The organism is Caballeronia sp. LZ035 (genome assembly GCF_031451175.1).
GTDB lineage: Bacteria > Pseudomonadota > Gammaproteobacteria > Burkholderiales > Burkholderiaceae > Caballeronia.
In genome coordinates this window covers 20,585-45,082 of the sequence record NZ_JARUXS010000002.1, presented here as the reverse complement: position 1 = coordinate 45,082, position 24,498 = coordinate 20,585, and the positions used below count along the sequence as shown (strand labels likewise).

Below are 24,498 nucleotides of genomic sequence, written 5' to 3'. Positions count from 1 at the left end.
TGTTGTTTCCTTTTTGATGATGCGGCGGCGATGGCGCGCGAACGCTCCCGCTGGCGCGCAACGCGCGCCAGCGCCACCAATAGTTGTCGATGCAACTTGTGCTTCAGAGAAAACCGGTGGAGATCCAGGGCACCGCAGCGATCACGATCAAACCGATGACCAGCGCGGCCATATAGCCTGCGATCGGGCGGATGCCCTTGTCGGGATCGACCTTCGCGACCGCGCACGCCGAGTAATAGCCGACGCCGAACGGCGGGGAGAACAGGCCGACGCCCATCGAGAGAATCACGACGATCGCATAGTGAATCTCGTTGACGCCCGCCATGCGCGCAATGGGAAAAAGCAAGGGGCCGAACAGCACGATGGCCGGGATGCCTTCCAGCACGCTGCCGAGCAGGATGAACACAATGATCGAGATGCCGAGGAACGCATACGCGCCGCCGGGCAGCGCGGTCATCAGTTGCGCGAGATCCTGCGAGAAGCCGGATTGCGTGAGCGCCCAGGCCATGGCCGTCGCGCAGCCGATGATGAAGATGATCGCGCCGGAGAGGGTTGCCGCTTCCACGAGCATGCGGCCAAGACGCGACCACTCGAAACGCCGGTACACGAGCAGGCCGACGATCATCGAGTAGACGATGCCGATGGTCGAGACTTCCGTCGCAGTCGCGATGCCTTCCACAACGGCCGCGCGAATCACGAAGGGCAGCGCCAGCGCGGGCAACGCGATCACAAAAAGCCGGCCGATCTGCTTGCGGCCGAGACGCGGAACATGGCTCACGCTCTCCTTGCGATAGCGCAGCCACACGACGAAGCACAGCATCGCGGCGAGCACGGCGGCGGGCAGCAGACCCGCCGTGAACAGCGCGGAAATGGAGAGCCCCGTTACCGAGCCGATGGTGATCAGCACGATGCTCGGCGGCACGGTCTCGGTTTGCGCGCCGGCCGTCGCAAGCAAGGCCACGAGATCGCCTTCCTGCGCGCCGCGCGCCTTCATTTCGGGGAACAGCACGGGCGCGATGGCGGCCATGTCGGCGACTTTCGAACCGGAGATGCCGGAGACCAGATACATCGTGCCGATCAGCACGTACGACAGCCCGCCGCGCACGTGTCCGACGAGGCTCGCGAGGAAGTGGATCATCGCGCGGGCCATGCCGGTCATTTCGATCATGAGGCCAAGGAACACGAACAGCGGCACGGCGAGCAGCACGAGATGCGACATGCCTTCGTCCATGCGTCCGACGATGACTTCCAGCGGCGTGAAGGTCGTCAGCCCGAGATAGCCGAAGGTGGCCAGGGCGAAGGAGAAACAGATGGGCACGCCGGAGAAGATGCCGATCGCCACGACGCCCACGAAGAACACGATCAGGTTCGCCTTGCCGATGCTTTCGAACCACGGCGCGAGCCACACGAACACACCGGCGACGACAGCCGTCATCAGGATCGCAACGAGCACATCGCGCAAGCGAGCCACACTGGCGAGCCGGATGAAGCCGACCAGCAGCATCAGCGCCGCGCCGACCGGCAAGGCCAGCGCGCGCCACGCCCCGCTTATTTCGAGCGCGGGCGTGACGATCGCCATTTCGCCGGACGCGTAGCCGTATGCGGGCACGAGCACCAGACCAAGACAGCCGAGCGAGAGCACGATGGCGAGCGTATCGATGAACGCACGGCGCGCCGGCGAGAGGCGGCTGACGAGCGCCGTCATGCGCATGTGCTCGCCGCGTCGCAACGCGAGCACCGCGCCAAGCATCGACAGCCACAGGAACATCATGCCGGCGAGTTCGTCGGACCAGACGAGCGGCGCGTGCATCACGTAGCGGCTGATCACGCCCGCCAGCAGCACGACGATTTCCGCCGTCAGCAACAGCGCGCAGGCGCCCTCGACGAGTGCGATCAACGCGCGGTCGCAGGCACGCAGCAGACGGCGCGCTCCAACGGGTTCGAGATGTCCTTGCGTGGAACTCAAGGCCGGGTTCGCCATGAAGATGTCTCCGAAACGGGCGGCATGATCGGGTTCGGTGTCAGGCCAGCTTGCCCGTATAGCCTTCGAGCAGGCTCCACGCCTCGTTGCCGAACTTGCCCTTCCACTGACCGTAGAAGTTCGCCTGGCGCAACGCGTCGCGGAAGGTGTCCGGTGCGGGGCGGTTGATGGCGAGACCCTTTGACTGGAGATCGGCCACGGCGGCGTCGTTGAGCTTGCGCACGTCCTCGCGTTGACGGATGGCGGCCTGATTGAAGGCATCCGCGACGATGCCTTGCAGGTCCTTCGGCAAACGCGCCCATGCGCGCTGGTTCAGCACGAACCAGTAACCGTCCCACATGTGATTCGTGAGCGAGCAGTACTTCTGCACTTCATAGAGCTTCGCGACCTGGACGATGGGCAGCGGGTTTTCCTGTGCATCGACGATGCGCGTCTGCAGCGACGAATACACCTCGCTGAATTGCAGGCTCGTGGGCGCGGCGCCGAGGCCCTTGAACATGTCGACGGACAGCGGACTCACCGGCACGCGGATCTTGAGGCCGCGCATGTCGGCGGCGCTGGCGATGGGACGCGCGCTGGAGGTCGTCTCGCGAAAGCCGTTGTCCCACATCTTGTCGAACGATTCGAGTCCGGCCTTCTGCATCGATGCGCGCACGAACGCGCCGAGCTTGCCGTCCATCGCGCTCCAGACCTGGTTGTAGTCGGCGAAGGCAAAGCCCGTGGCGTTGATGGCGGCCACGGGCACGAGCGTCGAGACGACGAGCGCCGATGGCGTGAACATCTCGATGCCGCCGCTGCGCACTTGCGCGAGCATGTCGGTGTCGCCGCCGAGCTGGTTGTTCGGAAAGATGCGGATTTCCATGCGGCCCTTCGACGCTTCCTTCACCTGATCCGCCGCTTCCTTTGCGCGGATGTTCAGCGGATGGGTCATCGGCAGGTTATTGCCATATTTGAAGACGTATTCGGCGGACGCGGCACGCGTGATGACGGGAAAACTCAGTGCACCTGCGGCGGCTGCACGCAACAGCGTGCGTCGGCGTGAATCGATCATGCTCGTCTCCTTGCTTTTATTTGATGCGATTTCCGGGTCCATCAGAAACCGTCAGAACGCGGGTTTGTACTGATCGCCGTGGTTTGCTGTCTGGCGTTAGCTTCGCACCGTTGGTGAACGAAGACTACGGGTGAGGGGTGGTGGCGTCAAACTCATAACTTGATGGTTTCTGATGGTTTTGCAGTTTTCTTGAGGAGCTTGGAGTGAGTGCGGTTACGCCGTTGTTTCCACCACGCGCCCGCGTGGCCGACATTGCACAGGCTGCCGGTGTGTCCAGCGCGACCGTCGATCGCGTGTTGAACGGGCGGCCCGGCGTGCGGGCTCATACCGCCGCGCGGGTGATGCAGGCCGCTGCGCGATTGGGGTATTCGGTTGAGGCGTCGGAAAGCGTTGCAACAGGGAAGCCGATGCGAATCGCGTTCCTGTTGCCTTCCGGAACGAACCGCTATCTGCGGATGCTCGGGGATTACATCGAGTTCGCGCACAACCAGTGGACCGCGCAAGGCATGAAGTGCCGCGTGCATTATGTCGAAAGCTTCAACCCGGATGAACTGGCAGCGAGGCTGTTGCAGTACGGGCGGAAAGCGGATGGCATCGTGTTCATGGCGCTGGAGCATCCGGTGGTGCGGGACGCGGTCAATGCGCTCGCCGACGAAGGCGTGCCGGCTATTACCTTGATCTCGGATCTGTCGAATTCGCGAAGGCTCGCTTATGTCGGGATCGATAACCGGTCAGCCGGACGCACGGCAGGTTTGTTGCTCGGGCGCTTCATGGGGCCTCGGCCAGCGGGGAAGATTGCGATGCTTGCTGGAAGTCTTAACTATCGTGGGCATGAGGAACGCGAGATCGGGTTCCTGCATTTGATCGAGTCGACGTTTCCTCTGCTGCGGGTGATCGGCTTGCGGGAAGGTCATGACGATAGCGAACGCAATTACTTGCAGACGCGAAATCTGTTGCAGCAGCATCCGGATCTGGCGGGGGTTTATAACAGCGGCGGCGGGTCGGATGGGGTGGCGCGGGCGATCGTCGAAGCGAGGACCGAGCAGAAGATTCTGTTTGTCGGGCATGGGCTGACGCCGGATACCCGGGCGCTTTTGATCGATGGGACCATGGACGCGCTGATTACGCAGACGCCGCAGGCCATGGTGGGGAATTGCCTCAGGATCTTCGACAATGTCCGGCAGGCGCAGGATGCGCTGGATGGAGTCAAGCCGGTGATGTTCAGTATCGTGCTGAGGGAGAATTTGCCTTGAGGGGCGGTGCTCACATTCGGAGGACTTGAAGATGACGAAGTACCTGATCTCCTTTCCCGCATCCGCGATGGTGATTGACGATGAAGACATGGCGGCAGTCGGTGAAGCGGCGCGCTCGGTCATCAGGGACGCGAAAAGCGCCGGCGTTTATGTGTTTGGCGGCGGGATCAATGCTAAAGCCTCTCCGCTCATGGTCGCGGCTGACGGCACGGTCACGAACGAGACCTACCCGCAGACCAAGGAGTTCGACGGCGGCTTCTGCGTACTTGAACTGCCGTCTCGCGAAGCCGCCGTGCAATGGGCCGCGAAGATCGCTACTGCTTGTCGCTGTTCGCAGGAGCTTCGGGAGTTCGGGTATGACAGTGAGAGTTGAGGGGCGCAGTCACCGCCCATAGCGAAAGAGCCCGCCAAAAAGGCGGGCTCTGATCGAATCAACACACTTCACAAAGCGGCGCACGCGCCGCCCTACTTACCACTTCCAGTTCACCCCCGCGACCCCGCTGTAGTCCTGCTCATGCTTGCCGAAATCCACGGCAGCGCGCGCAAACACCGAAGCATGCTTCCCGATCTCCCACGAGCCGCCCGTCGCCACATGCCCGACGGTGCGCGCCAGCGGCGTACCCGACACCTGGTACACCGACCCCGGCGCCGTCGCGAACGCGGCATTGAGCTGCTGGTCCAGACTGCCAAAACGCTGCTGCACGTTGACATCCACTTCCCACGTGTTGCTCGCGCCGCTCGCCCGCTTCTGCTTCAGCAAGTAACGCACGCCCGCAATGCCTGTCGTCGCGGCCTGGCTGCTGCCCTGATAGACGAGATCGAAGTCGTTGCCCTTGCCTTCGCCAAAACCGTCCTGGCTATAACGGCCCACACGCATGCCGAGATACGGTTGCAGCATCATGTCGTCACGCAGATGGAGGTTCAGACCGCCTTCCGCATAAGCCGTCGTCGAACGCGTCTCGACGCTGCCTTGCGGCGTGCCCGACATGCCATCCAGCGCGACCACGCGGTTCACCGAGTTGCTCCAGCGACCGATGCCCGCCATGCCGCGCGCAAAGAACGGCTGCGCCGCCGGTTGCCATGCGCCGTAGATCAGCGCCTGCCAGCCGTTTGCATGACCGCTCGAACCCGGCGTGTTGAAGCCGAGATCGCTGTAGTCCGCATCGACAGCCACGCCCGCGCGCACATCACGCAGCACTTCGCGGTCGAAGCCGATCGCAAGCGAACTCGTACGCGCATCCAGCGCATGACTGCCGAGCGCTGCATCGCCCGATGCGTGCGACTGGCCATAACGCACCGTCGCCCATACATCGTTCGACGGACGCTCCAGCCCCGCCTGCGTCAGACGCTCGCCCACCGTGTTGCCGAACGCCTCCGTGCTCTGCCGCGCGATGCGCAACAGGCCGGTGGCTTCGTCGCCGGTCAGCTGCGACAGCGCCGACTGCGCGCCCGCCTTCGTCGCGAACAGCAGCTTGTCGGTCACCGCATTGCCGCCCGCAGCGAGAATGCGGTTCAACGCGCTCGCCACCTGCAACTGGTTGCGGTTCTGACCCACCATGCCGAAGCCCGCGAACTCGCCCGTCTGATAGAAAATCGACGCGATCTTCAAGGTCAGATCCACTTCCTGCGGCGCGTAGCTGAGCGTCGGCACGAGGTACGCGTAGTCCATCGAGACGCCCGCGAACGAACCGTTGAGCGCGCCCGTGTAGGTCAGGATCGTGTACTTCGTGTTGGCCTTCCACGCATCCGGCACGGCGTTCACGACGACCGTCGCGCCGCCGTTCGCGCCGCTCTGCGCAATGCTGACATCGCCCGTCACCGCGACGCTGCCCGTCTGGCCCGCCGCGTTCGCACCGACCGCGAACACCGAACCATCGTTGAGCGCGAGGTTGCCGTTCACATGCAGCGTCTGGCCCGGCGTCGTCGCGGCGAGCGTGCCGCCCGCGTTGATCGACGCATTGCCGGTCAGCGTGCCGCTGCCCTTCAGCACGCCGCCGCTGTTCACCGCGACGTTCGCCGCCGTGACCGTATCGACCTGCACGGTGCCGCCGTCATCGACGATGCCGAGGCTCGCGCTCGCCAGGTTCTGCACCAGGCCGCCGGCCGTCACGTGCACGCCGGCCACGTCGCCGTCGCCGGTCAGCGTGCCGCCGCTGTTCACCAGCGTGCTGCTGACAATCGCGCCCGCGTTCACGCGCTGCATACCGCCCGCATTCAGCGTGGTGTCCTGCGCCGTGCCGCCCGAGCTGACCACCTGCGTGCCGCCGTTCACCGTCGTGCCGCTCGCGATGCCGTCCGCCTGCACTTCCTGCAACGCGCCGCTGTTGATCGTCGCGCCGCCCGCATAGCCGCCGAATGCCACCTGCTGCACGCCGCCGCTGTTGACCACGGTGTTGTAGGCATAGCCTTCGATCGCGCCATCGACGTATTGCAGGCCGCCCGCGTTGACGGTCGTGTCGTTCGCCACGCCGCCCGCGAGGATGTTCTGCGTGCCGCCTTCGACGGTCGTCCAGCGTGCGGAGCCGCCTGCGCTCAAGGTCTGCGTGCCGCCGGAAGTCAGCGTCGTCACGATCGCGAGGCCGCCCGAACTCACGTTCTGCGCGCCGCCGTTCGACACGGTCGCGCCCAGGGCCGCACCGCCTGACGTCACCGTCTGCGTGCCGCCCGAGATCGTCGTGTTGCTGGCCACGCCCGCGACCGTCTGGCTGCCGCCTGCGGCGATCGTCGTGTCGAGCGCATTGGCGCCCGACGCGACTTGCTGCACGCCGGCCGCGCCGATGCTCGCACCGGTCGCCGAGCCGCCCGCCGACACGCGCTGCATGCCGCCGACGATGACCGAGCGCATCGACCTGCCGCCCGACGACACCTGCTCCGTGCCGCCCGAGCCCACTTGCGTGCCGCTCGCGACACCGCCCGCCAACACGTCGAACACGCCGCCGTTCTCGACCAGCACGTTCGACCCGACATTGCCCGCGACCTGGAACGCGCCGCTTGCATTGGTGCCGCTGAGCGTCGCCGAGGTGTTGGTGACGAGCGCCGCGCCGGAGGCCTGGCTGAGCGTCGCGCTGCCCGCGCTGTTGACCGTGGTCTTGCCGCCACCTTCGACGATCACGCTGCCCGCCGCGCCGCCGCTCGATACGGTCAGCGCGCCGCCGCTGTGAACCACGGTGCCGCTGGCCGTGCCGCCCGAGGCGACCGTCTGCTGGCCGCCGTTCGACACCACGGCCTGCGTCGAGCTGCCGCCCGACGACACGGCTTGCGTGCCGCCGCTCGACACGTTCGTGCCGCTGACGTTGCCGCCCGCGAGCACGGTCTGCGTGCCGCCGTCCGTCACCGAGACGCCGTTGGCCGCGCCGCCCGAGCTCACATACTGGTTGCCGCCGCTGCCGAGCGTCACCGAGCCCGCATTGCCGCCCGACGACACGCGCTGCACGCCGCCCGCGCTGACGACCGTGCCGGTAGCCATGCCGCCGGACGCCACGTCCTGCACGCCGCCGCTCGCGACCGTCGTGGCCAGCGCGGTCGCGCCGGTCTGCACGGTTTGCAGGCCGCCGCCTTGCACCAGCGTCGATACCGCGCTGCCGCCGGCCGCGAGGTTCTGCACGCCGCCTGACAGAATCGACGTCGCCGAGGCCACGCCGCCCGACTGCACCAGTTGCACGCCGCCGCCCGACACCGCCGTGCCGCTCGCCGTGCCGCCGGATGCAACGCTTTGCGTGCCGCCGCTCGTCACGGTTGCCTGCGTCGACCGTCCGCCCGACGCCACGGTTTCGACACCGCCCGCGCCAATCGTCGTGCCGCTTGCCTGGCCGCCGACGCTCACGACTTGCGAGCCGCCCGCGCTGATCACGCTGCCGCTTGCAACGCCCGCCGATGCCACTGTCACCGCGCCGCCCGCGCCAATCTGCGTATCGAGCGCCTGTCCGCCGGAACCGACCGACACCTTGCCCGCCGAGCTGACTTGCGTGGCGTTCGCGGTGCCGTTCACGACCTGCGTGCCGCCGGCTACCACGGTCGCGTCAGAGACGCCGCCCGCCGCGACCGTCTGCGTGCCGCTTGCCAGCACCGTCGTGCCGCTGGCCGTGCCGCGCACGGTCTGCGTGCCGCCGGACACCATCGTGCCCGACGCGACGCCGCCCGACGCCACGGTTTCAAGACCCGCGCTGCCGACATGCGTATCGAGCGACTGACCGCCCGACAGCACCGTGAAGCTGCCGCCGTTCTCGACGAGCAAGCCCGACGCGACGCCGCTCACCACGCCGAAGCTGCCGAGCGTGTTCGAGCCGTTGAGGATGGTCGCGGACGTGTCCGCGACGAGCGCGCCGCCTGCCTGTTGCATCACTGCGCTGGCATAGGCGCCGCCGGATACCGTCAGCTTGCCGCCGCCATCGATGAGCGAAATGAAAGCGCTGCCACCCGACTGAACGGTCTGCGCGCCGCCCTCGCCGATCAAGGTGAAGCCCGCAACGCCCGACGACGCGACAGTCTGCGTGCCGCCGCTGCTGATCGTCGTGAAGCCCGCGATGCCGCCCGACTGCACGTTCTGCGCACCGCCGCTTTCGATGGTCGCGCTCGTCGCCGAGCCGCCCGCCGCGATTTCCTGCGTGCCGCCCGAGATCACCGAACCGAGCGCCCAGCCCGACACGCTCTGCGTGCCCGACGCCCCCACCGTGACGCCTTCGGCAACACCGCCCGACGCCACGGTCTGGACCGCGCCGCTCGCCACGCTGCCGGCCGATGCCGTGCCACCGCTCGAGATCATTTGCGTGGCATTCGCGCCGGTGAGCGTCGTGCCTTCCGCCGTGCCGCCCGAAGCGACCGTCTGCGCACCGGACACCGCCGTACCGCTCACGTTGCCGCTGACGACCTGCGTACCGCCGGCGTCGATCGTGCCGCCCGATGCGTAGCCGCCCGCATCGACCGACTGCTGGCCGCCGCTCGCGACGTGCGTGCCCGAGACCGTGCCGTCAGTAGCGACTTCCTGCAAGCCGCCCGCCTGCACTTCGGTATCGTTCGACGTGCCGCCGAAGGCCACGACCTGCTGTCCGCCATCGCCGATCTGCGTGCCGCTCGCGACGCCTGCTATCTGAACGACCTGCACACCGCCCGAGAGCACCGTGCCCAGCGCAGTGCCGATTTGCACGTCCTGCACGCCGCTGGTCGTGACCGTCGTGCCGCTCGCGACGCCGCCCAGCACATGCTGCACGCCGCCCGAGCCGACGTTCGTGGCAGTCACGCTCGCGCCGTCCAGAACGAATTGATCGCCGCCTGCCGAAACCATCGTGCCCGTCGCGCTGCCCGCGACCGATTGCGCGCCGCCCGAGAGCACCGAGCCGCTCGCGAAACCGCCTGCGCTGACCGTCTGCGAGCCGCCCGTGAACACCGTCGTGCCGCTGGCGCTGCCGCCGGAAGCCACGTTCTGTGCGCCGCCGCCAGCCACCGACGTGCCGCTCGCCACACCGCCTTCCGTTACTTGCTCGACACCGCCCAAGCCGACCTGCGTACCGCTTGCGCTACCGTTCGACGACACCGTGAGCTGTCCGCCGTTCTCGACCAACACGTTGGACGCGTGGTTATCGATGATCGAGAAAGCGCCGTTCGCGTTGTGGCCGCTGACCGTCGCACCGGTATCCGCGATGAACGCGGCGCCGCTTTGCTGATCGAGATGCGTCGCGGTCGCGCCCGAGGACACCGCAATCGTGCCGCCGCTCAATACCGAAGCCGACGACGCGCTGCCGCCCGCGCCCACGTCGAGCGAGCCGCCGTTCGCGACGGTCGTCACGCTCGCCACGCCGCCCGACAACACCGACTGCGCGCCGCCCGAGAGCACGGAAGCGGCCATCGAGACGCCGCCCGCGTCGAGCACTGCCGAACCGCCGGAAGCGATCGTCGCGCTATTGAGCGTGCCGCCCGTCGATGCGCTGACGAGACCGCCCGCGCCCACTTGCGTGCCGTCGGCATGACCGCTGTTGCTGACGGTCTGCACGCCGCCGGAGTGAATCTCGGTCGAGACCGCCGCGCCGCCCGACACGTTCTGCGCGCCGTTCGCGTAGACCTGCGTGCCGCTGGCGTTGCCGTCCGCCGCGACGTTCTGCACGCCGCCGCTGACCACGGTGTTGCTCGCCGAGCCGGACACGTTCTGCGCGCCGGCGAAGATCGTCGTGCCGTTCGCGTTGCCGCCTGCTTCCACCGTCTGCGTGCCGCCCGAAATGACGGCGCTCGTGGCCGTGGCGCCATCGGCAATTGTCATCGAGCCCTGCGCCTTGACGATCGTGCCCGACGCCGCGCCGCCCGAATTCACCGTCTGCGCGCCGCCCGCCGCGACGACCGTGCCGCTCGCGACGCCATCGACCTCCTGCTCGCCCGCGACCGTCGCACTGATCGACGATGCACCCGCCGCGACCGTCTGAAGACCGGACGTCCGGACCTGCGCGCCGGTGGTCACGCCGCCGCTCTGCACCGCTTCCTGCCCGGCGCTGCCGACGCTCGAGCCAGTCGACGACCCGCCCGCGAGCCCGGGGAGCCGGCCGCCGGTCATGACCGGCGCGCCCGAGGCGATATTGCCGCTGATGCGGAACGACGAGCCGTTCGGACCGGTGCCCGAGAGCAGACCGGCGGTATCGGCGGTGAGGATCGCGCCGTCCTGTTGAGTGACGTTGAGCGCCGAACCGCCCGCGCTCAGCGTGAGCGCGCCGCCTGAGTTCATCGTCAGGCCACCGACCGCGCCGCCCGCATCGACTGCGACCGTGCCGCCGCTCCGAACCGTGCCGGCACTCGCGCGCCCACCCGACATCACTTCTTGCTGTCCGCCCGCGACGATCGTGCTGTTCGCCACGCCGCCCACGCCGACTTGCTGCGTGCCGGCGGTGATGGTCGTGCCGCTGGCGGTGCCGCCGCTGGACAACACCTGCGTGCCGCCTGCGATCGAGGTGCCTTGCGCCACGCCGCCGCTCACGTTTTGCGTACCGCCCGACGAGACGATGGTGCCGCTGGCGACCGCGGACGCCGCGACGGTTTGCGAGCCGCCCGCGAGAACGGTCGCGCCGTTCGCAATGCCGCCGCCCGAGATCGTCTGGGTGCCGCCGGAAATGGTGTCTTGCGAGGTCACGCCGCCGTTCGCGACGGTTTGCGTGCCACTTACGCCGATCGTGCTGTAGCTCGCCGAGCCGCCGCCCAGCACGGCAAGCGTGCCGCCCGACGAGACTTCGGTGCGCGTCGCGGAAGTGCCCGCCGACACGGTCAACGTGCCGCCGTCCACCTGCGCGCCATTGGCCGATGCGCTGTTGGTCAGCGTGATCGTGCCGCCCGTCAGGACCGTCGCCGAGGTGGTGCTGGCGCCGCTGCCGTGAACCGTCTGGCGGCCGCCCGCCGACACCGTCGCCGCCACGCTCGATCCGCTCACGTCTTCGACGCCGCCCTGGATCTGCGTGCCCGACGCATAGCCCGAGACGGCAATCGTCTGGCTCGCGCCCGCCGAGATGACCGTGCCGTTCGCATGGCCGCTCGTGACCACCTGGCTCGCGCCTGCCTGAAGTTGCGTGCCTGCCGTCGCGCCGCCGACCACATTGACGACCGTGCCGTTCGCCGCCACCGTGCCGCTCGCGGTGCCGCCCGATACGGTCAGCGTGCCGTTGTTGAACTGCGTGTCGAAGGTCGTGCCGCCGTAGATCGTCTGCGCGCCGCCTTGAAGCACCGTGCCGCTCGTCTGGCCGCCCCACACTTCCTGCCTCGCGCCCGCGCCGACCGTCGTGCCCACCGACTCGCCGCCGTTCACGCTCTCGAATGCGCCGCTCTGCAACTGCGTGTTGTTGGTGACGCCGCCGCGCACGTAGACGTCGCCGCCTGCGGTGACGGTCGTGTCGTTGGTCACGCCGCCCGAGGTCGTGAGCATGCCCGAGTTGGTGACGGTCGCATTGTTGAGCGTGCCGCCGCTCACCACGGCGTTACCCCCGCTGTTGATCGTCGCACCCCGTGCCTCGCCGCCCGAGACGATCAGGCTGCCGCGGCTGTTGACGGTCGTCGCGCTTGCGAGGCCGCCGGAGAGCACGGTGAACTGGCCGCCGTTCTCGGCGATCACGTTCGATGCGTAGTTCCCGCTGACGATGAAGCCGCCGATCGAGTTGTGTGCGTCCGTGATCGTCGCCGACGTGTTGGTGATGAGCGCGCCGCCCGCGTCCATCGTCACGGTTTGCGCGTTGCCGCCCGCATCCACCGCGAAGGTGCCGTTGTTCGCGACCGTCGTGGAGGTGGCGATGCCGCCGCTGTTGACCGTCACGCGGCCGCCCGAGCCGACCGTCGTCGAGACGGCGGAGCCGTTGCTCAACACTGTGAGATCGCCGGTGTATTCGATCACCAGATTCGTCGCGACGTTGTTCGCCACGCTGAAGTTGCCGTGCGTGTTCGAGCCGTTCGAGATCGTTGCCGAGGTGTTGGTGATCAGTCCCGCGCCCGCGCTCTGGTTCACGAGATTGGCCGAGCCGCCCGCATCCACCTGCAACGTGCCAGCCGAAAGCAGCGTGTCGTTCGCGAAGCCGCCTTCGTTGACCGTGAGCTTGGCCGCGCTGCCATCGAGCATCACGCCCGAGGCAACGTTGCTCTGCACCCAGAACATACGGCCGTCCGCCGTCTGCGCACTCGTGATGGTCGCCGACGTATTCGTGATGATCTGGCCGCCCGCGCCCTGCACGACCATATCGGCCTTGCCGTTCGCATCGACCTGGAAGATGCCGCCCGCCGAGTACACCGTGTCGTGCGCCGAGCCGCCCGCCAGCACGGTGAGATGACCCGTGTCGGTGATCTGCGTGTGCGTCGCGAGGTTGTCGGCGATCGAGAAGTCCGTGCCGCCCGTGCGCGTGTTGGTGCCGGAGAGCACGGTCGAGGATGTCGTCGCGACCAGCCCGCCGCCCGAGTTCTGCACGATGCCCACAGCCGTGGCGCCCGATTCCACTTCGAACGTGCCGCCCGCGTTGATGGTGCCCGAGGTCGCGCTGGCGCCCGAGTTCACGTCGATCCGGCCGCCCGCCGAGACCACCGCGTTATTGGTCGCGCCGCCCGAATTGACAGTCTGCGTGGCGTAGGTGCCGCTGACCAGCGTGGCATCGGCCACGCCGCCCGAGAGCACCGTGTCCTGCGCCGCGAAGCCGACCGTCGTGCCGCTCTCGACGCCTGCCACGGATTGTGTTGCAAAGTAGGAGACGGTGCCGCTCAGCATCGAACCGTTCGCGCTGCCGCCCGCGAGCACGCTTGCGCTCGCGCCGCTGTTGATCTGCGCGCCCGTCAACGTGCCGCCTGCCGACACGGTTACGCCACCGCCGGAGTTGACGATGGTGCCGTCGGCCGCCCCGCCCGCGACGATCTGGTTGCCGCCATAGCCGATGGTCGCCGCAATCGCGCTGCCGCCTGCCGACACGATCTGACTGCCGCCCGAGGTGACGGTCGCGATGTTGGCGTAACCGCGATCGGAGATGGTTTGCGTGCCGCCGCTCGTGATCGTCGTGCTGGTGGCGAGGCCGCCATCGACGTTCTGCGCGCCGCCGCTCGTGATGAGCGACGAGGTTGCCACCCCGCCGTTGACGTTCTGCGTGCCGCCCAGGACGCTCGTGGCCGTGCTGAAGCCGCCGGCGGACACGTTCTCCACGCCGCCCGCGCTGACCACGGTACCCGTGGAATGCTGCATGGCGAGCACGTCGAGCTGGCTGCCGGAGCTCAGCACGAATCCGTTGGCGTTACCGCCCGTCACATTGAAGGCGCGGTTGCCGGCATCGATGCCGCTGATCGAGCCGGACGTCGTCGCCGAGATCACCGAACCCGAGGACAGCACGATGCCGCTCGCCGTCGCGCCTGCTTCGAACACGGCGCTGCCGCCCGCCGATACCGTCACGCCCCTGGCGGTGCCGCCGGCCTTGACGTCCTGCGTGCCGCCGTTGAGCACCGAGGTGCTCGACGCAACACCGCCACTCAGCACGTTTTGCGTGCCGCCGCTCTGGATCTTCGATAAACCGGCGACACCCGAGCTCACGTTCTGCGTGCCGTAGACAGTCGATGCGATTGCCGCGCCGCCCGACAGGTTCTGCGTGCCGCCGCTCTGGATCGTCGATGCACTGGCGACACCCGAACTCACGTTCTGCGTGCCGTACACGGTCGATGCACTCGCCGTTCCGCCCGTCACGTTCTGCGTGCCGTCCGCATTGATGGTCGTCGACGCCGCCGTGCCGCCTGTCTGGACGGTCTGGGTGCCATTGGCGTTGATGATCGTCGACGTGGCCGTGCCCGCGACGCTCTGCAAGCCCGCTGCGTTGACCGTCGTCTGCATCGACGTGCCGCCCGACGCGAGATGCTGCTCGCCGCCGTCGCTGACCGTCACGCTCGACGTGCGGCCGCCCGCGGCAACCGTCTGCAAACCGGACGTCACCGACTCGCCGGAGACCGTCGAGCCGCTGGAGACCGTTGCGGTGTAATCGGTCGGCTGCGGCGTGACAGGCACGGCGTGCGCCGGCGCGGCGACGAGCGCCTGCAAGCCCAGCAGCGAGAACAGACCGGCGAGCAGGCGCGAGGCGCGCTGTCCGCGGTTGCCGAACATGTGCAGGCAGAATTTACGGCGAAAAGTAAGCGGCTTCATTTATTCGTATTGGTATGTGCGTGTCGCGCGCCCACGTGAGCGGGACGCGCGTCAAAAATCGATGTGTGCTCGGGCGTGACCGGTGGACGCGATCAGGCTTGCGGCGCGACAGGCTCGAGGCCCACGCCGAAGCCCGGGATGCGGCGCAGCGTGCGTCGGACCTGTTCGGGTGTGATGAGGCGCGTGCATTCGAACTGCCGCGGCGTGTCCTTGTGGCGCGGACACCAGAAGAAATCCTGGTGGTCGAAGCGTTGACGAACGTCGTTCCAGCAGCCGTTGCAGGCGTGGTAATTGATCACGCGGAAAGGTGTCGCGAATTCGTTGTTCTCATGGGTGAAGCCGCTGATCATCGCGACCGGAATGCCGCAGGCCCACGCGAGCCACGCCAGTCCGCTCGACAGGCCGACGAAGAAGTCCGCATGCTTCAGCCAGCGCGCGCGCTCTTCAAGCGAACGGTCGCCGGTCTGGTCTTCCGCGCCGTGCGGGATGTGGTTCCACACGAGTCCGGAGCCGTGCGTCGCCTTCTGGTCGATGCAGATCACGCGATAACCCGCTTCCTTCAGGAACGTGACGATCTCGCGCCAGCCGGTCGGGTGATTCCAGTACTTGCACTGCGTCGAGCTTTGCACGGCGATGCAGACATAGCGCTCTTCAATCGGACGCGAATCGTCGGCGAGGACCATCTCGGGGCGCATCTCTTCGGGATCGACACCGAGGATATGTCCCGCCGTGCGATGCAGGCCGACATGCCGAAAGTCGACCGGCTGATGGGTGTGCGCTTCGTCGTCGAAGAACAGGCCGATGTTGTAGGTCGCGTAGTAGCGCGCCGGATCGACTTCCTCCGGCGTGATGAATTCGATTTCAGGGTAGGCGCGGCGAAACAGCGGCGCGATCAGCGCGGACATCGAGCACGTCAGGCGGCAGCCATGCTTGCGCTGGAACTTGACGGCGTAGGGAAACCAGCCCACCAGGTCGCCGAGCGTGCCGACCGGAAACTGGATCAGCACCTCACGGTCCTTCGCGTCGTAGCGATGCAGGATGGCCGCGTCCGCGTCCTTGCCGCGCTTCTGCACTTCCAGTTCGAAGGGCACGAAATATTTCTTGCCGCTCGTCACCGCGCCCGCGCCGATGTCCGTCTCGAACAGCACGTTGCCGGTTTCCGTGTCGCGCAGGACCACATGCCATTCGCCTTCCGGCAGCGTCACGCGACAGCCGTCGTTAAAGTCGAAGCGCACGCCCTGGCCCGCGTCCTGGGTCGGCGTGGGGGCGGGCAGCGGAAAGGGCGGCTTCGGCGTGCCGTTGGTGGAGACGAGGCGCACGGGCACGGCGGCGACGGGCGGCGTATCGCCCGCTGCGGGGACGGCGAGGATGTCGTGGGGGATCGAGGCGGTCATCGAAGGCAAGGAGTCGGACATGAACCGCAGGCCTCTTCAAAGACCTTCGGGACGATGGCTCCTGACCGGTACAACGCGTCGATTCAAAGCGCAGCGGTACAACACGAGATGCGAGATGTCTGGGCCTGGCTTGCAACGGCGTCGCAAAGGGAGAACTCGGGGATTCGTGACCGCCTCGCGACGCCTTACACCGGCTTGGAACGCTAGGCCAGTTCCTTAACGGCCGGTAATTTAGGTCCTGAAGAATGTTTTCTGGTTTTATTTAATATTACTTTCAGGGACGGTAATTATTGCCTAAGGCTTGGTCATGCTTGGTCATGAATAGGCAGCCTGAAGGACATCTGCATTTCATCTCAAAATTCTCGCCAAACCCTCTTGAAACCAGCCCGATACCATCCACATGGATGGTAACCGGAGAACTTTCCAAGATGACCAAAGAGACGCTGGAACGCTCGCGCGGCAGCGAAAGCGAAAAAATCACGATCAATCTCGGCCCGGTCGACCTGGGTCAGATCGATCTGCTGGTCGAAGAAGGCTTTTACTCGAACCGTACGGACTTGATCCGCACGGCCATCCGCAACCAGCTCGCCGTCCACGCGCCGGCCGTGAAGGAGACCGTGACCCGTCGCGAACTGGTCCTGGGCCTTCAGCATTTTTCGAGGCAAGACCTCGAAGCAGCGTGCGCAGCCAATCAGCGACTCAGGATTCAGGTGCTGGGCCTCGCGAGCATCGCTTCCGATGTCTCGCCCGAACTCGCGCTGGCCGCGATCGACTCCATCCTGGTTCGCGGCGCGCTTCATGCGTCACCTGCGGTCAAGGCGGCATTGGCGGATCGCATCCGCTAATGCTCTCGTGTTTCCCGCTCATGGAAGAAAAATGAAACTCAACGACGGATTTCTGGATTCGATGAAAGAGGCCTTCGCCCTCTTTCGCAGCAATGACCCTGCGGCGGCCGCGGAGGTCGTCAAACGCGCCATGCATGGCGAAAAGACGGACGCGGCAGACCCGCGTGACAAGACCGGCTTCGCAGACCTTTTGCAGCCCCGGCGGCGCGCCACCAACGAGCAAACCGGACAGCAAGGGCAGTTCAGCACGCAACGTCATGTCAGCGCCGTCGGTCAACGTGATTACAAAATCTACGTTCCGACATTACCTCGCAGTGAACCCTTACCTCTGGTGATCATGCTGCACGGCTGCACCCAGGACGCCGACGACTTCGCCGCCGGCACCCGGATGAACGCGCTTGCCGACACGCACGGCTTCATCGTCGCTTATCCGGTTCAGCCGCAAAGCGCGAACGCATCGAAATGCTGGAACTGGTTCAAGCCCTCCGATCAGCAGCGCGATCAGGGAGAGCCGTCACTGATTGCGGGCATCACGCGCGAGATCATGGCGAACCACAACATCGATCCGAAACGGGTCTACGTGGCGGGCCTCTCCGCCGGTGGCGCGATGGCCGCGGTTCTCGCGCAAACCTATCCCGACCTGTACGCGGCAGCAGGCGTTCACTCGGGCCTGCCGGTGGGTTGCGCGCACGACTTGCCGTCGGCGCTGGCGGCGATGCGCGGTGGACAGCCCCGGTCCCATGCACGCAGAAGCGCACGAGCGGACAGCCATCCATGCCCGCTGATTGTCTTTCACGGCGATGCCGACGCAACCGTGCATCTCGCCAACGCCAACGAACTGGTACGCGAGTTCTCGGCAAGCGAAGTCATCACCGATGGAGCGTCGAGCGCGAGAAAGCACACGGTGCGAATCATGACGTCACAAACGGGCGCCGATGCCGAACTATGGGTGATTCACGGGGCGCCGCATGCATGGGCCGGAGGCTCGTCGAGCGGCAGCTACACGGATCCGTCCGGCCCCGACGCCAGCGCCGAGATGATTCGATTCTTTCTCAATCATCCTCGGCAGGCTGAGTGACGCTCGTGGGTTGAGGGCGCGCTAGGTCACCGTTTCATCCGCGAGCACGCGTTCGAGGTCGGGGATCGCTGCCGGCTTGACGAGATGATGTTTGAAGCCCGCCTCGGCCGACAGTTTTTTATCGTCCTGCTGCCCATAGCCCGTGTGCGCGATGAAGACGGCGTTGCGCGTGCCCGGAAGCGCGCGCAGTTCGCGCGCGAGATGATAGCCATCCATATCGGGCAGTCCGATATCGAGCACGCAGCGGTCGAACGACTCCCGTCTGGCACGCTCGATCGCACTGTGAGAGTTGTGCTCGATGGCGACATCGTGCCCAAGGATCTCCAGCACCATGCCCACCGAATCTGCAACGTCGACATTGTCCTCAACCAGGAGAATGCGATGTCGACGGACGTCGTGCATTGGCTCAGGCGGCGCGGACGGTGTCATCCGGTCGGCCCGGGAAGCGACGAGCGGAAGTCGCACGGTGATCTCGCTGCCCTTGCCCGGTCCTTCGCTCGCCGCCGTCACCGTGCCATGCTGGCGCTCGACGAGTCCTTTCACCAGCGCGAGTCCCAGTCCCAAACCGCCTTCGGTGCGCGCGGCGCTTCGTGCGCCCTGCTCGAAGAGATCGAATGCACGTCTCAGCAGGTCCGGCTCCATGCCGTTGCCATTGTCTTTCACCTTGAGGACTGCCTCTCCGTCTTCCCGCGATGCCGAGACCGAGATGCTTCCGCCGTCCGGCGTGTATTTCGCGGCGTTCGTGAGCAGATTGCTGAACACTTGCACGAGGCGATTGTGGTCACCGCACACGCAGACCGGCTCCATCGGCAGATGGACGGTCAATCGATGCTTGTGCGCTTCGACAAGCGGGCGCACCTGCTCGGACGACTCATGCACGACTCGTTTTAAGTCGACGGTATGGGTTTCGAGCGAAACACGATTCTGGTTCACGCGCGACGCTTCCAGCAAGTCGTCGATGAGTGTCGACACATGCGCCACCTGGCGACGGATCATGTCCCCGACGTGAGCGATGCGGTCGTCGTCCTTGCCGAGCCGTGCCATCATCTCCGCGCCGGCCCTGATCGGCACGAGTGGATTGCGCAGTTCGTGTGCGAGCATCGCGAGGAATTCATCCTTGCGTCGGTTCGACACGTGCGCTTCCACCTCGGCAAGCATGCGTGCGTCGATGTCCGTGTTGCTGCCGACCCACTCGACGATGTCAGCTCCTTGCCGAACCGGCATCGCGCGGACAAGCGTCCATTGGTAATCGCCGGTGTGGTAGCGCACGCGGAAGGTGGACTCGTGTGGCGTGCCTCTTTGCACGCTTTCCTGCCACTCGCGTTTGGCACGGCTTACGTCGTCGGGATGAACGAAGTTGATCCACAGTCCGTCTTTCGCCGCTTCCGGTTCTGCTCCCATGAACTCGCGGAACCGCGCATTGTAGTAGTCGATGTATCCGTCCGGACGGGCAGTCCATATGCATTGCGGAAGCGAGTCGACGATGCGTCTGTAGTTCGGCTCGCGGGCCGCGTCGAGAGAGAGCCGTTGCGCGCTGGACAGCTTTTCGAGCCAGTGCACGATACAGAGAAGTTCGCCTTCGTCGGTCAAGACCGGCCTTTGTACGGCCCGCCATCTCGAGGCTGCTTCACCTTCTCGCGCTGAGATCTTGAAGCGTTGATCAGCCTTGTCGCTGGCTGACTTCCACGTCGCCATCGAGGTCAACGCTGCGTGAAGATCCGCCGTCTCCGCCGAGTTGAAGGGAAACGCACTGTGCGGGTAGACATCCAGAATCGATTGCCCGACAACGTCGTCGCGGTGACTCCGCGTTTCGCTGAGATAGCCTTCGCTCGCCGCTGCTACCGTGAAGTCCTTATCCGGAAGCAAGATCAGCAACGGCACCGGCAGCGACTCGAAAATACCTTTGGCGCTATCGGTGTCGCGAAGCCTGATCTGTTCGGGATCTGCATCCGGCTCTGCGTCCCTATCGAAGCCGTCGACCATGTCAGCCAGTCCTCACGTATTGGGCGTACGCACCGGAGCCGACGGCGTGGTTCGAAACAGCCACGCCTATAGGCGCTTTAATTCTCTTTCCGACAATCTAGCTTAGCAGTTCACCCATGCCAGAACCGGCCTTTGCGGCAGTCATCAAGCGGTGCATTCCGGACGTTGCGATAGTCGTGGAAGTCAGCGTGCCTCAATCGCTGGCCCCGATAGCCGGGCACGCCATGCGGACGTCGCCTGCCGCTTCGGGATCGCCTTACACCTGCTAAGGTATCCAACGGCCGCCGAATGTGGATTGATTGAAACGCGCGCAAGGTCATGACGCGTTGAGGACGAGACGATGTATAAGGCTGGCGACTATTTCGTCGAATGCATTGCCACCCGGGATGATGACTACGGATGGCGATGTATCGTGCGCTTTTCGCGAATGAGGGATCACAGAGCCGGAGGCATGGTCCCCAGAGTGGTGAAGATCAGCCCGTCAATCATGGAGACCAGTCGGGCTGCCGAGTACGAAGCCGTGCTTTGGGCGCGTAGCTATATCGAGTCGAACGGCGCGCAACTCGAAGGTGCGTTCGCCGCCTGAAGACAGCGGGCAGCGGGACATGCCATGCCCCGCGCCGCTTTCTCCCGCTTACTTCGCCCCCACCAGATGCGGCAGGAACTGCGGAATATGCGGGAAGAAGATGATCAACAGCAAGTCGATGACCAGCGCAAGGATAAAGGGCAAGATGGCCTTGGTCGCCTTCTCGACCGACACGCCGCCAATCGAAGCCGCCGTGAACAGACAGAAGCCGATCGGCGGCAGGTTGATGCCGATAGCCGAGTTGATCAGCACGATGACGCCGAACACGATCGGATCGATATGCATCTGCACGACGAGCGGTAGAAACACCGGGATCACCACGGCGATACTCGATATCGTCTCCAGCACCGTATGCGCCGCGATCAAAAAGAGATTGATCAGGATGAGCAGAACGATCGCACTGGTCGTCACCGCGAGAAAGCTGTTCGCGACATGCAGCGGAATCTGCGCTTCGATGAGATAGCGCCCGAGCACGAACGCCAGCCCCAGCAGAAACGACACCCGCGTCGTATTCACCGACGTCCGCACGAGGATGTCCTTGAAGTGCGACAGCTTGAGCGTGCGAAACACGAAAGCGCTCACCAGCGTGACATAGACCGCCGCCACCACCCCCGCTTCGACAGGCGTAAAGATCCCGCCAAGAATCCCGCCCAGAATGATGACCGGCGTGAGCAGCGCCCAGAACGCCTCGCGGAACGTGGTCCAGAGCTTGCGCGCATCGAACGGCTCGACCGCGCTGTAGTCGTTCCTCACCGCCGTCACATAGTTGACGATCATGAACGACGCGACCACAAGCAGCATCGGGATGATGCCCGCGATGAACATCGTGCCCACCGAGACGTTCGCGGTGTAGGCATAGACGAGCATGCTCATCGACACGGGCGACAGCAGCCCGAGCGATCCCGCAGCCGACTGCAACGCCACCGCGAACGCCCGGTTATAGCCCTTCTTCACCATCCCCGGAATCATTACCGAACCGATGGCCGCCGTATCCGCCGTAGCCGATCCGGAGAGATCCGCGAAGAACATGCTGGCCACAATGGTCACCTGCCCGATCCCGCCGCGCATGAACCCCACGAGCGCCTGCGAAAACTCGATGATGCGCTTCGACACGCCGCCCGAATCCATGATCGCGCCGGTGAGCATGAAGAACGGAATAGCCAGCAGCCCCACGTTGTTGAGGTTGGAAAACAGCTGCTGCGGAATCACGAGCAACGGCGTGCCGTTCACCGAAAGCGCGATGGTCGCCGCGATGCCGATGCAGATGGCCACCGGCACCCCCAGCCCGAGCAGCCCTGCTCCAAAAGCGATTGCCCACATGATGGTTATCCTCGAGATCTAGAGATGATCGGACACGCCTTCGACCAGCGTCGCATCGGACTGCGCCTGCGGCGCCAGATGCGACACCACGATGCGCACCAGCGAATGAAACGCGAGCAGCGCGCCGCATAGCGGGATCGAGAGATACGGATAGACCATCGAAATCGGAATGGACGTGGCCGTTTCGGTGCCCATCAGTTCGAGCATGTCGGTGCCGTACAGCACGAACACCGCGCCGAGCGCGAGGATCGCGCAGTCCGTGAAGTCCTTGAGCAAGGGCGCGACCACAGCCGGAACGCGGTCCGCCAGCACGCGCACTTCCGGATGCGCGCGCAGCTTCACACCGGCCGCCGCGCCCAGACAGGTGAGCCACACGAACAGGTAAGCCGAGACCTCATCGGACCATGACAAGGAATCGTGCAGCACGAAGCGGAAGATCACGCCGAGACCGGCCACGATCACCGCCCCGAGCAGCAGGCAGCTACAGACGAACAGATTGATCTTAAGCACGATGTCGTCGATCCACATCAGGCCGCGCGCGAGCTTCTCCATGGGTGTCGCCTCCGATGCCGGGTTGGAACCACGGCCGCCGTTCGCATCCGTCATTTCGATGCAACCGCCGAAGCCTGCTTGGCCGCGTTGATTTCCTGATAGAGCGCGGGGCCGTCGGGAATCTTCGCGACCAGTTCGTCGCGCGCGGCCTTGGTGGCTTGCTGCCACGGCGCGGTGTCGACGACCGTCACCTGGATGCCCTTGGCTTTCATCGTGGCGATGGCGGCATCGTACTCACGCTTGTATTCCTTCAGGTCGAAGTCGGCGGCCACTTTCGCCGATTCCTGGAAGGCCTTCTGATCAGCAGGCGAGAGCTTGTCCCACGATGCCTTACTCATCGCCAGCACCACCGGCAGATAGTTCACGTGCGTCACGTAAAAGTGCTTGGCGACATCGGAGAACTTGTCCTGCACGAACTGCTCCGGCGAGGTATCCGCGCCATCCACGAGCCCTTGCGACAGGGCGAGGAACAACTGGTTATAGGCCAGCGGCGTCGGATTCGCGCCCAGCGCCTTATAACCGGCGATATAGCCCGGACTCTGCATCACCCGCACCTTGAGGTCCTTCATGTCCGCCAGCGACGTCACGGGCCGCTTGGTCGTGAAGAGATTGCGCTCGCCCACCGCGAGCCACGTGAGACCGACCATGTTCACCGGCTTCATCATGTCGAGGTATTTGCGGCCGACCGGTCCTTGCAGCACGTTGTTCGCTTCGTCCATGCTGGAGAAGAGATACGGCAAATCGAAGATCTGCCATTGCTTGATCGTGTTGTCGATCGGCGCCTGCGCCGAGATCATCAGATCCTGTGTGCCGGTGCGCAAGGCTTGCGCCATCTGCACTTCGCCGCCGAGCTGCGACTGCGGAAACAACTGGACTTCCACATGACCATGCGTGCGCGCCGCGACTTCCTTCGCGAACACCTGCGCCGTGAGCTGATAGTGATTGTCGGGGGCCAGGGTGTGACCGAGCTTCATCACGACCTTGTCCTGTGCCATTGCACCCGACGATGCCGCCACGCACAGTGCGGCGAACGCCGCGCTCATCGCTGTGCGCAGCATGCCCTGCGCCTTGAAAAGCGAACTCATGTTGTCTCCTTGCTCGATATGGGCACCGCCTTGCGTGTGCCTCGCATCGCCCGATGGGATTCCCAAAGTGCGAGCAGGCTGGCGGGTTGACGCAAGTATTTGTGATCGCTGCAAGGGTGCGTTAGGACCAGTCTTCGGATTTCTTGGACTTTTTAACGGCACCCCGGCCGTTCGCGCGGCGTGCTGCAAAAAAGTCCAAAAGATCGCGCGAACCGTCCTACCCGTTGAATGAGGCGCCTCTTTAAAGTGACTTCCACGCTGACGGCACCGTACCGCAACACAACGCGCCGCGTTCAGCCAACCATTCAAGAAGACCCATCGACATGGCCAAACGCCCCCATATGGATTGCTATGCGATCGGCGACACCGCCGACTTCGCCAAGACCGTCTCCGAGTACGACATCTATGGCTTTGCCGGCATCGTCGGCGATTTCTATGCCGTGCATCTCAACGAGGAATACGCGAAGGGCACGCGCTTCGAGAAGCGCATCGCGCAGGGTTGTCTGTCGGTAGGCTTTCTCTCCACCGTGATGGGCCTCATGGCCCAGAAGGCGCCCAGCCCGGGCGCGGTGTCGTATCGCTATGACATCACCTTCAATGCGCCGGTGTTCATCGGCGATACCGTGACCGCGCGTCTCACGCTCGAAGAGAAGGACGAGGAGCGCAACGTGTGCATCTTCGCCGCCGACGTCACGCGTCAGGACGGCGTGGTGGTCGCCTCGGGCAAGACCTACCTGAAAGTGCTGTAACGC

At 65.3% G+C, this 24,498-nt stretch carries 13 protein-coding genes; 5 read left to right on the top strand and 8 right to left on the bottom strand.

From position 1 onward, the window contains the following. Positions 1-103: 103 nt before the first annotated feature. Both QCE88_RS15735 and QCE88_RS15730 read right to left on the bottom strand, forming a co-directional pair. A complete protein-coding gene (locus QCE88_RS15735) occupies positions 104-1,981 on the bottom strand; it encodes a TRAP transporter large permease subunit (RefSeq protein WP_309903717.1) in 1,878 nt (625 codons plus the stop codon). 40 nt (positions 1,982-2,021) lie between these two features. Beyond that, the gene (locus QCE88_RS15730; RefSeq protein ID WP_309903715.1) at positions 2,022-3,032 is read right to left on the bottom strand and encodes a TRAP transporter substrate-binding protein; all 1,011 of its coding nucleotides are present in this window, start codon (positions 3,030-3,032) and stop codon (positions 2,022-2,024) included. Positions 3,033-3,235: 203 nt separating this feature from the next. Here QCE88_RS15730 and QCE88_RS15725 point away from each other — a divergent pair, with 203 nt between their 5' ends. Further along, positions 3,236-4,285: a LacI family DNA-binding transcriptional regulator gene (locus QCE88_RS15725; protein WP_309903713.1), complete on the top strand. Its 1,050-nt coding sequence runs from the start codon at positions 3,236-3,238 to the stop codon at positions 4,283-4,285. Positions 4,286-4,316: 31 nt separating this feature from the next. Next, a complete protein-coding gene (locus QCE88_RS15720) occupies positions 4,317-4,658 on the top strand; it encodes a YciI family protein (protein ID WP_309903711.1) in 342 nt (113 codons plus the stop codon). A gap of 96 nt (positions 4,659-4,754) precedes the next feature. Here the strand turns inward: QCE88_RS15720 and QCE88_RS15715 are convergent, their stop codons facing one another. Together QCE88_RS15715 and QCE88_RS15710 are read right to left on the bottom strand one after the other, a co-directional pair. Beyond that, positions 4,755-14,903, bottom strand: a complete 10,149-nt coding sequence (locus QCE88_RS15715; protein WP_309903709.1) for an AIDA repeat-containing protein — start codon at positions 14,901-14,903, stop codon at positions 4,755-4,757. Between the two features lie 92 nt (positions 14,904-14,995). After that, positions 14,996-16,318 (bottom strand): autotransporter strand-loop-strand O-heptosyltransferase, encoded by a 1,323-nt coding sequence (locus tag QCE88_RS15710; RefSeq protein ID WP_309903707.1) that lies wholly within the window; start codon positions 16,316-16,318, stop codon positions 14,996-14,998. A 407-nt stretch (positions 16,319-16,725) separates the two neighbouring features. On the opposite strand from QCE88_RS15710, the gene QCE88_RS15705 reads away from it, so the two are divergent. Further along, positions 16,726-17,142: a CopG family transcriptional regulator gene (locus QCE88_RS15705; protein ID WP_309906461.1), complete on the top strand. Its 417-nt coding sequence runs from the start codon at positions 16,726-16,728 to the stop codon at positions 17,140-17,142. A gap of 31 nt (positions 17,143-17,173) precedes the next feature. Continuing rightward, entirely contained in the window at positions 17,174-18,220 is a 1,047-nt protein-coding gene (locus tag QCE88_RS15700; RefSeq protein WP_309903705.1) for a PHB depolymerase family esterase, read from the top strand. Positions 18,221-18,241: 21 nt separating this feature from the next. On the opposite strand, the gene QCE88_RS15695 is transcribed toward QCE88_RS15700, so the two are convergent. The 4 genes from QCE88_RS15695 to QCE88_RS15680 form a co-directional block, all read right to left on the bottom strand. Continuing rightward, complete coding sequence (locus QCE88_RS15695) at positions 18,242-20,203, bottom strand: ATP-binding protein (protein ID WP_309903704.1); 1,962 nt, start codon at positions 20,201-20,203, stop codon at positions 18,242-18,244. Positions 20,204-20,837: 634 nt separating this feature from the next. After that, positions 20,838-22,109, bottom strand: a complete 1,272-nt coding sequence (locus QCE88_RS15690) for a TRAP transporter large permease (protein WP_309811861.1) — start codon at positions 22,107-22,109, stop codon at positions 20,838-20,840. A gap of 18 nt (positions 22,110-22,127) precedes the next feature. Then, a complete protein-coding gene (locus QCE88_RS15685; protein WP_309833859.1) occupies positions 22,128-22,661 on the bottom strand; it encodes a TRAP transporter small permease in 534 nt (177 codons plus the stop codon). A 50-nt stretch (positions 22,662-22,711) separates the two neighbouring features. Then, complete coding sequence (locus tag QCE88_RS15680) at positions 22,712-23,746, bottom strand: TRAP transporter substrate-binding protein (protein ID WP_309903702.1); 1,035 nt, start codon at positions 23,744-23,746, stop codon at positions 22,712-22,714. A gap of 323 nt (positions 23,747-24,069) precedes the next feature. Between QCE88_RS15680 and QCE88_RS15675 the strand changes: the two genes are divergently transcribed. After that, complete coding sequence (locus tag QCE88_RS15675; RefSeq protein ID WP_309811853.1) at positions 24,070-24,495, top strand: MaoC family dehydratase; 426 nt, start codon at positions 24,070-24,072, stop codon at positions 24,493-24,495. The last annotated feature ends 3 nt before the right edge of the window (positions 24,496-24,498 follow it).

Coding starts and splice junctions, on each gene's coding strand:
- QCE88_RS15680 (WP_309903702.1), bottom strand. CDS start 23,746: ATGAGTTCGCTTTTCAAGGCGCAGGGCATGCTGCGCACAGCGATGAGC.
- QCE88_RS15705 (WP_309906461.1), top strand. CDS start 16,726: ATGACCAAAGAGACGCTGGAACGCTCGCGCGGCAGCGAAAGCGAAAAA.
- QCE88_RS15720 (WP_309903711.1), top strand. CDS start 4,317: ATGACGAAGTACCTGATCTCCTTTCCCGCATCCGCGATGGTGATTGAC.
- QCE88_RS15730 (WP_309903715.1), bottom strand. CDS start 3,032: ATGATCGATTCACGCCGACGCACGCTGTTGCGTGCAGCCGCCGCAGGT.
- QCE88_RS15715 (WP_309903709.1), bottom strand. CDS start 14,903: ATGAAGCCGCTTACTTTTCGCCGTAAATTCTGCCTGCACATGTTCGGC.
- QCE88_RS15710 (WP_309903707.1), bottom strand. CDS start 16,318: ATGTCCGACTCCTTGCCTTCGATGACCGCCTCGATCCCCCACGACATC.
- QCE88_RS15735 (WP_309903717.1), bottom strand. CDS start 1,981: ATGGCGAACCCGGCCTTGAGTTCCACGCAAGGACATCTCGAACCCGTT.
- QCE88_RS15695 (WP_309903704.1), bottom strand. CDS start 20,203: ATGGTCGACGGCTTCGATAGGGACGCAGAGCCGGATGCAGATCCCGAA.
- QCE88_RS15675 (WP_309811853.1), top strand. CDS start 24,070: ATGGCCAAACGCCCCCATATGGATTGCTATGCGATCGGCGACACCGCC.
- QCE88_RS15690 (WP_309811861.1), bottom strand. CDS start 22,109: ATGTGGGCAATCGCTTTTGGAGCAGGGCTGCTCGGGCTGGGGGTGCCG.
- QCE88_RS15685 (WP_309833859.1), bottom strand. CDS start 22,661: ATGGAGAAGCTCGCGCGCGGCCTGATGTGGATCGACGACATCGTGCTT.
- QCE88_RS15700 (WP_309903705.1), top strand. CDS start 17,174: ATGAAACTCAACGACGGATTTCTGGATTCGATGAAAGAGGCCTTCGCC.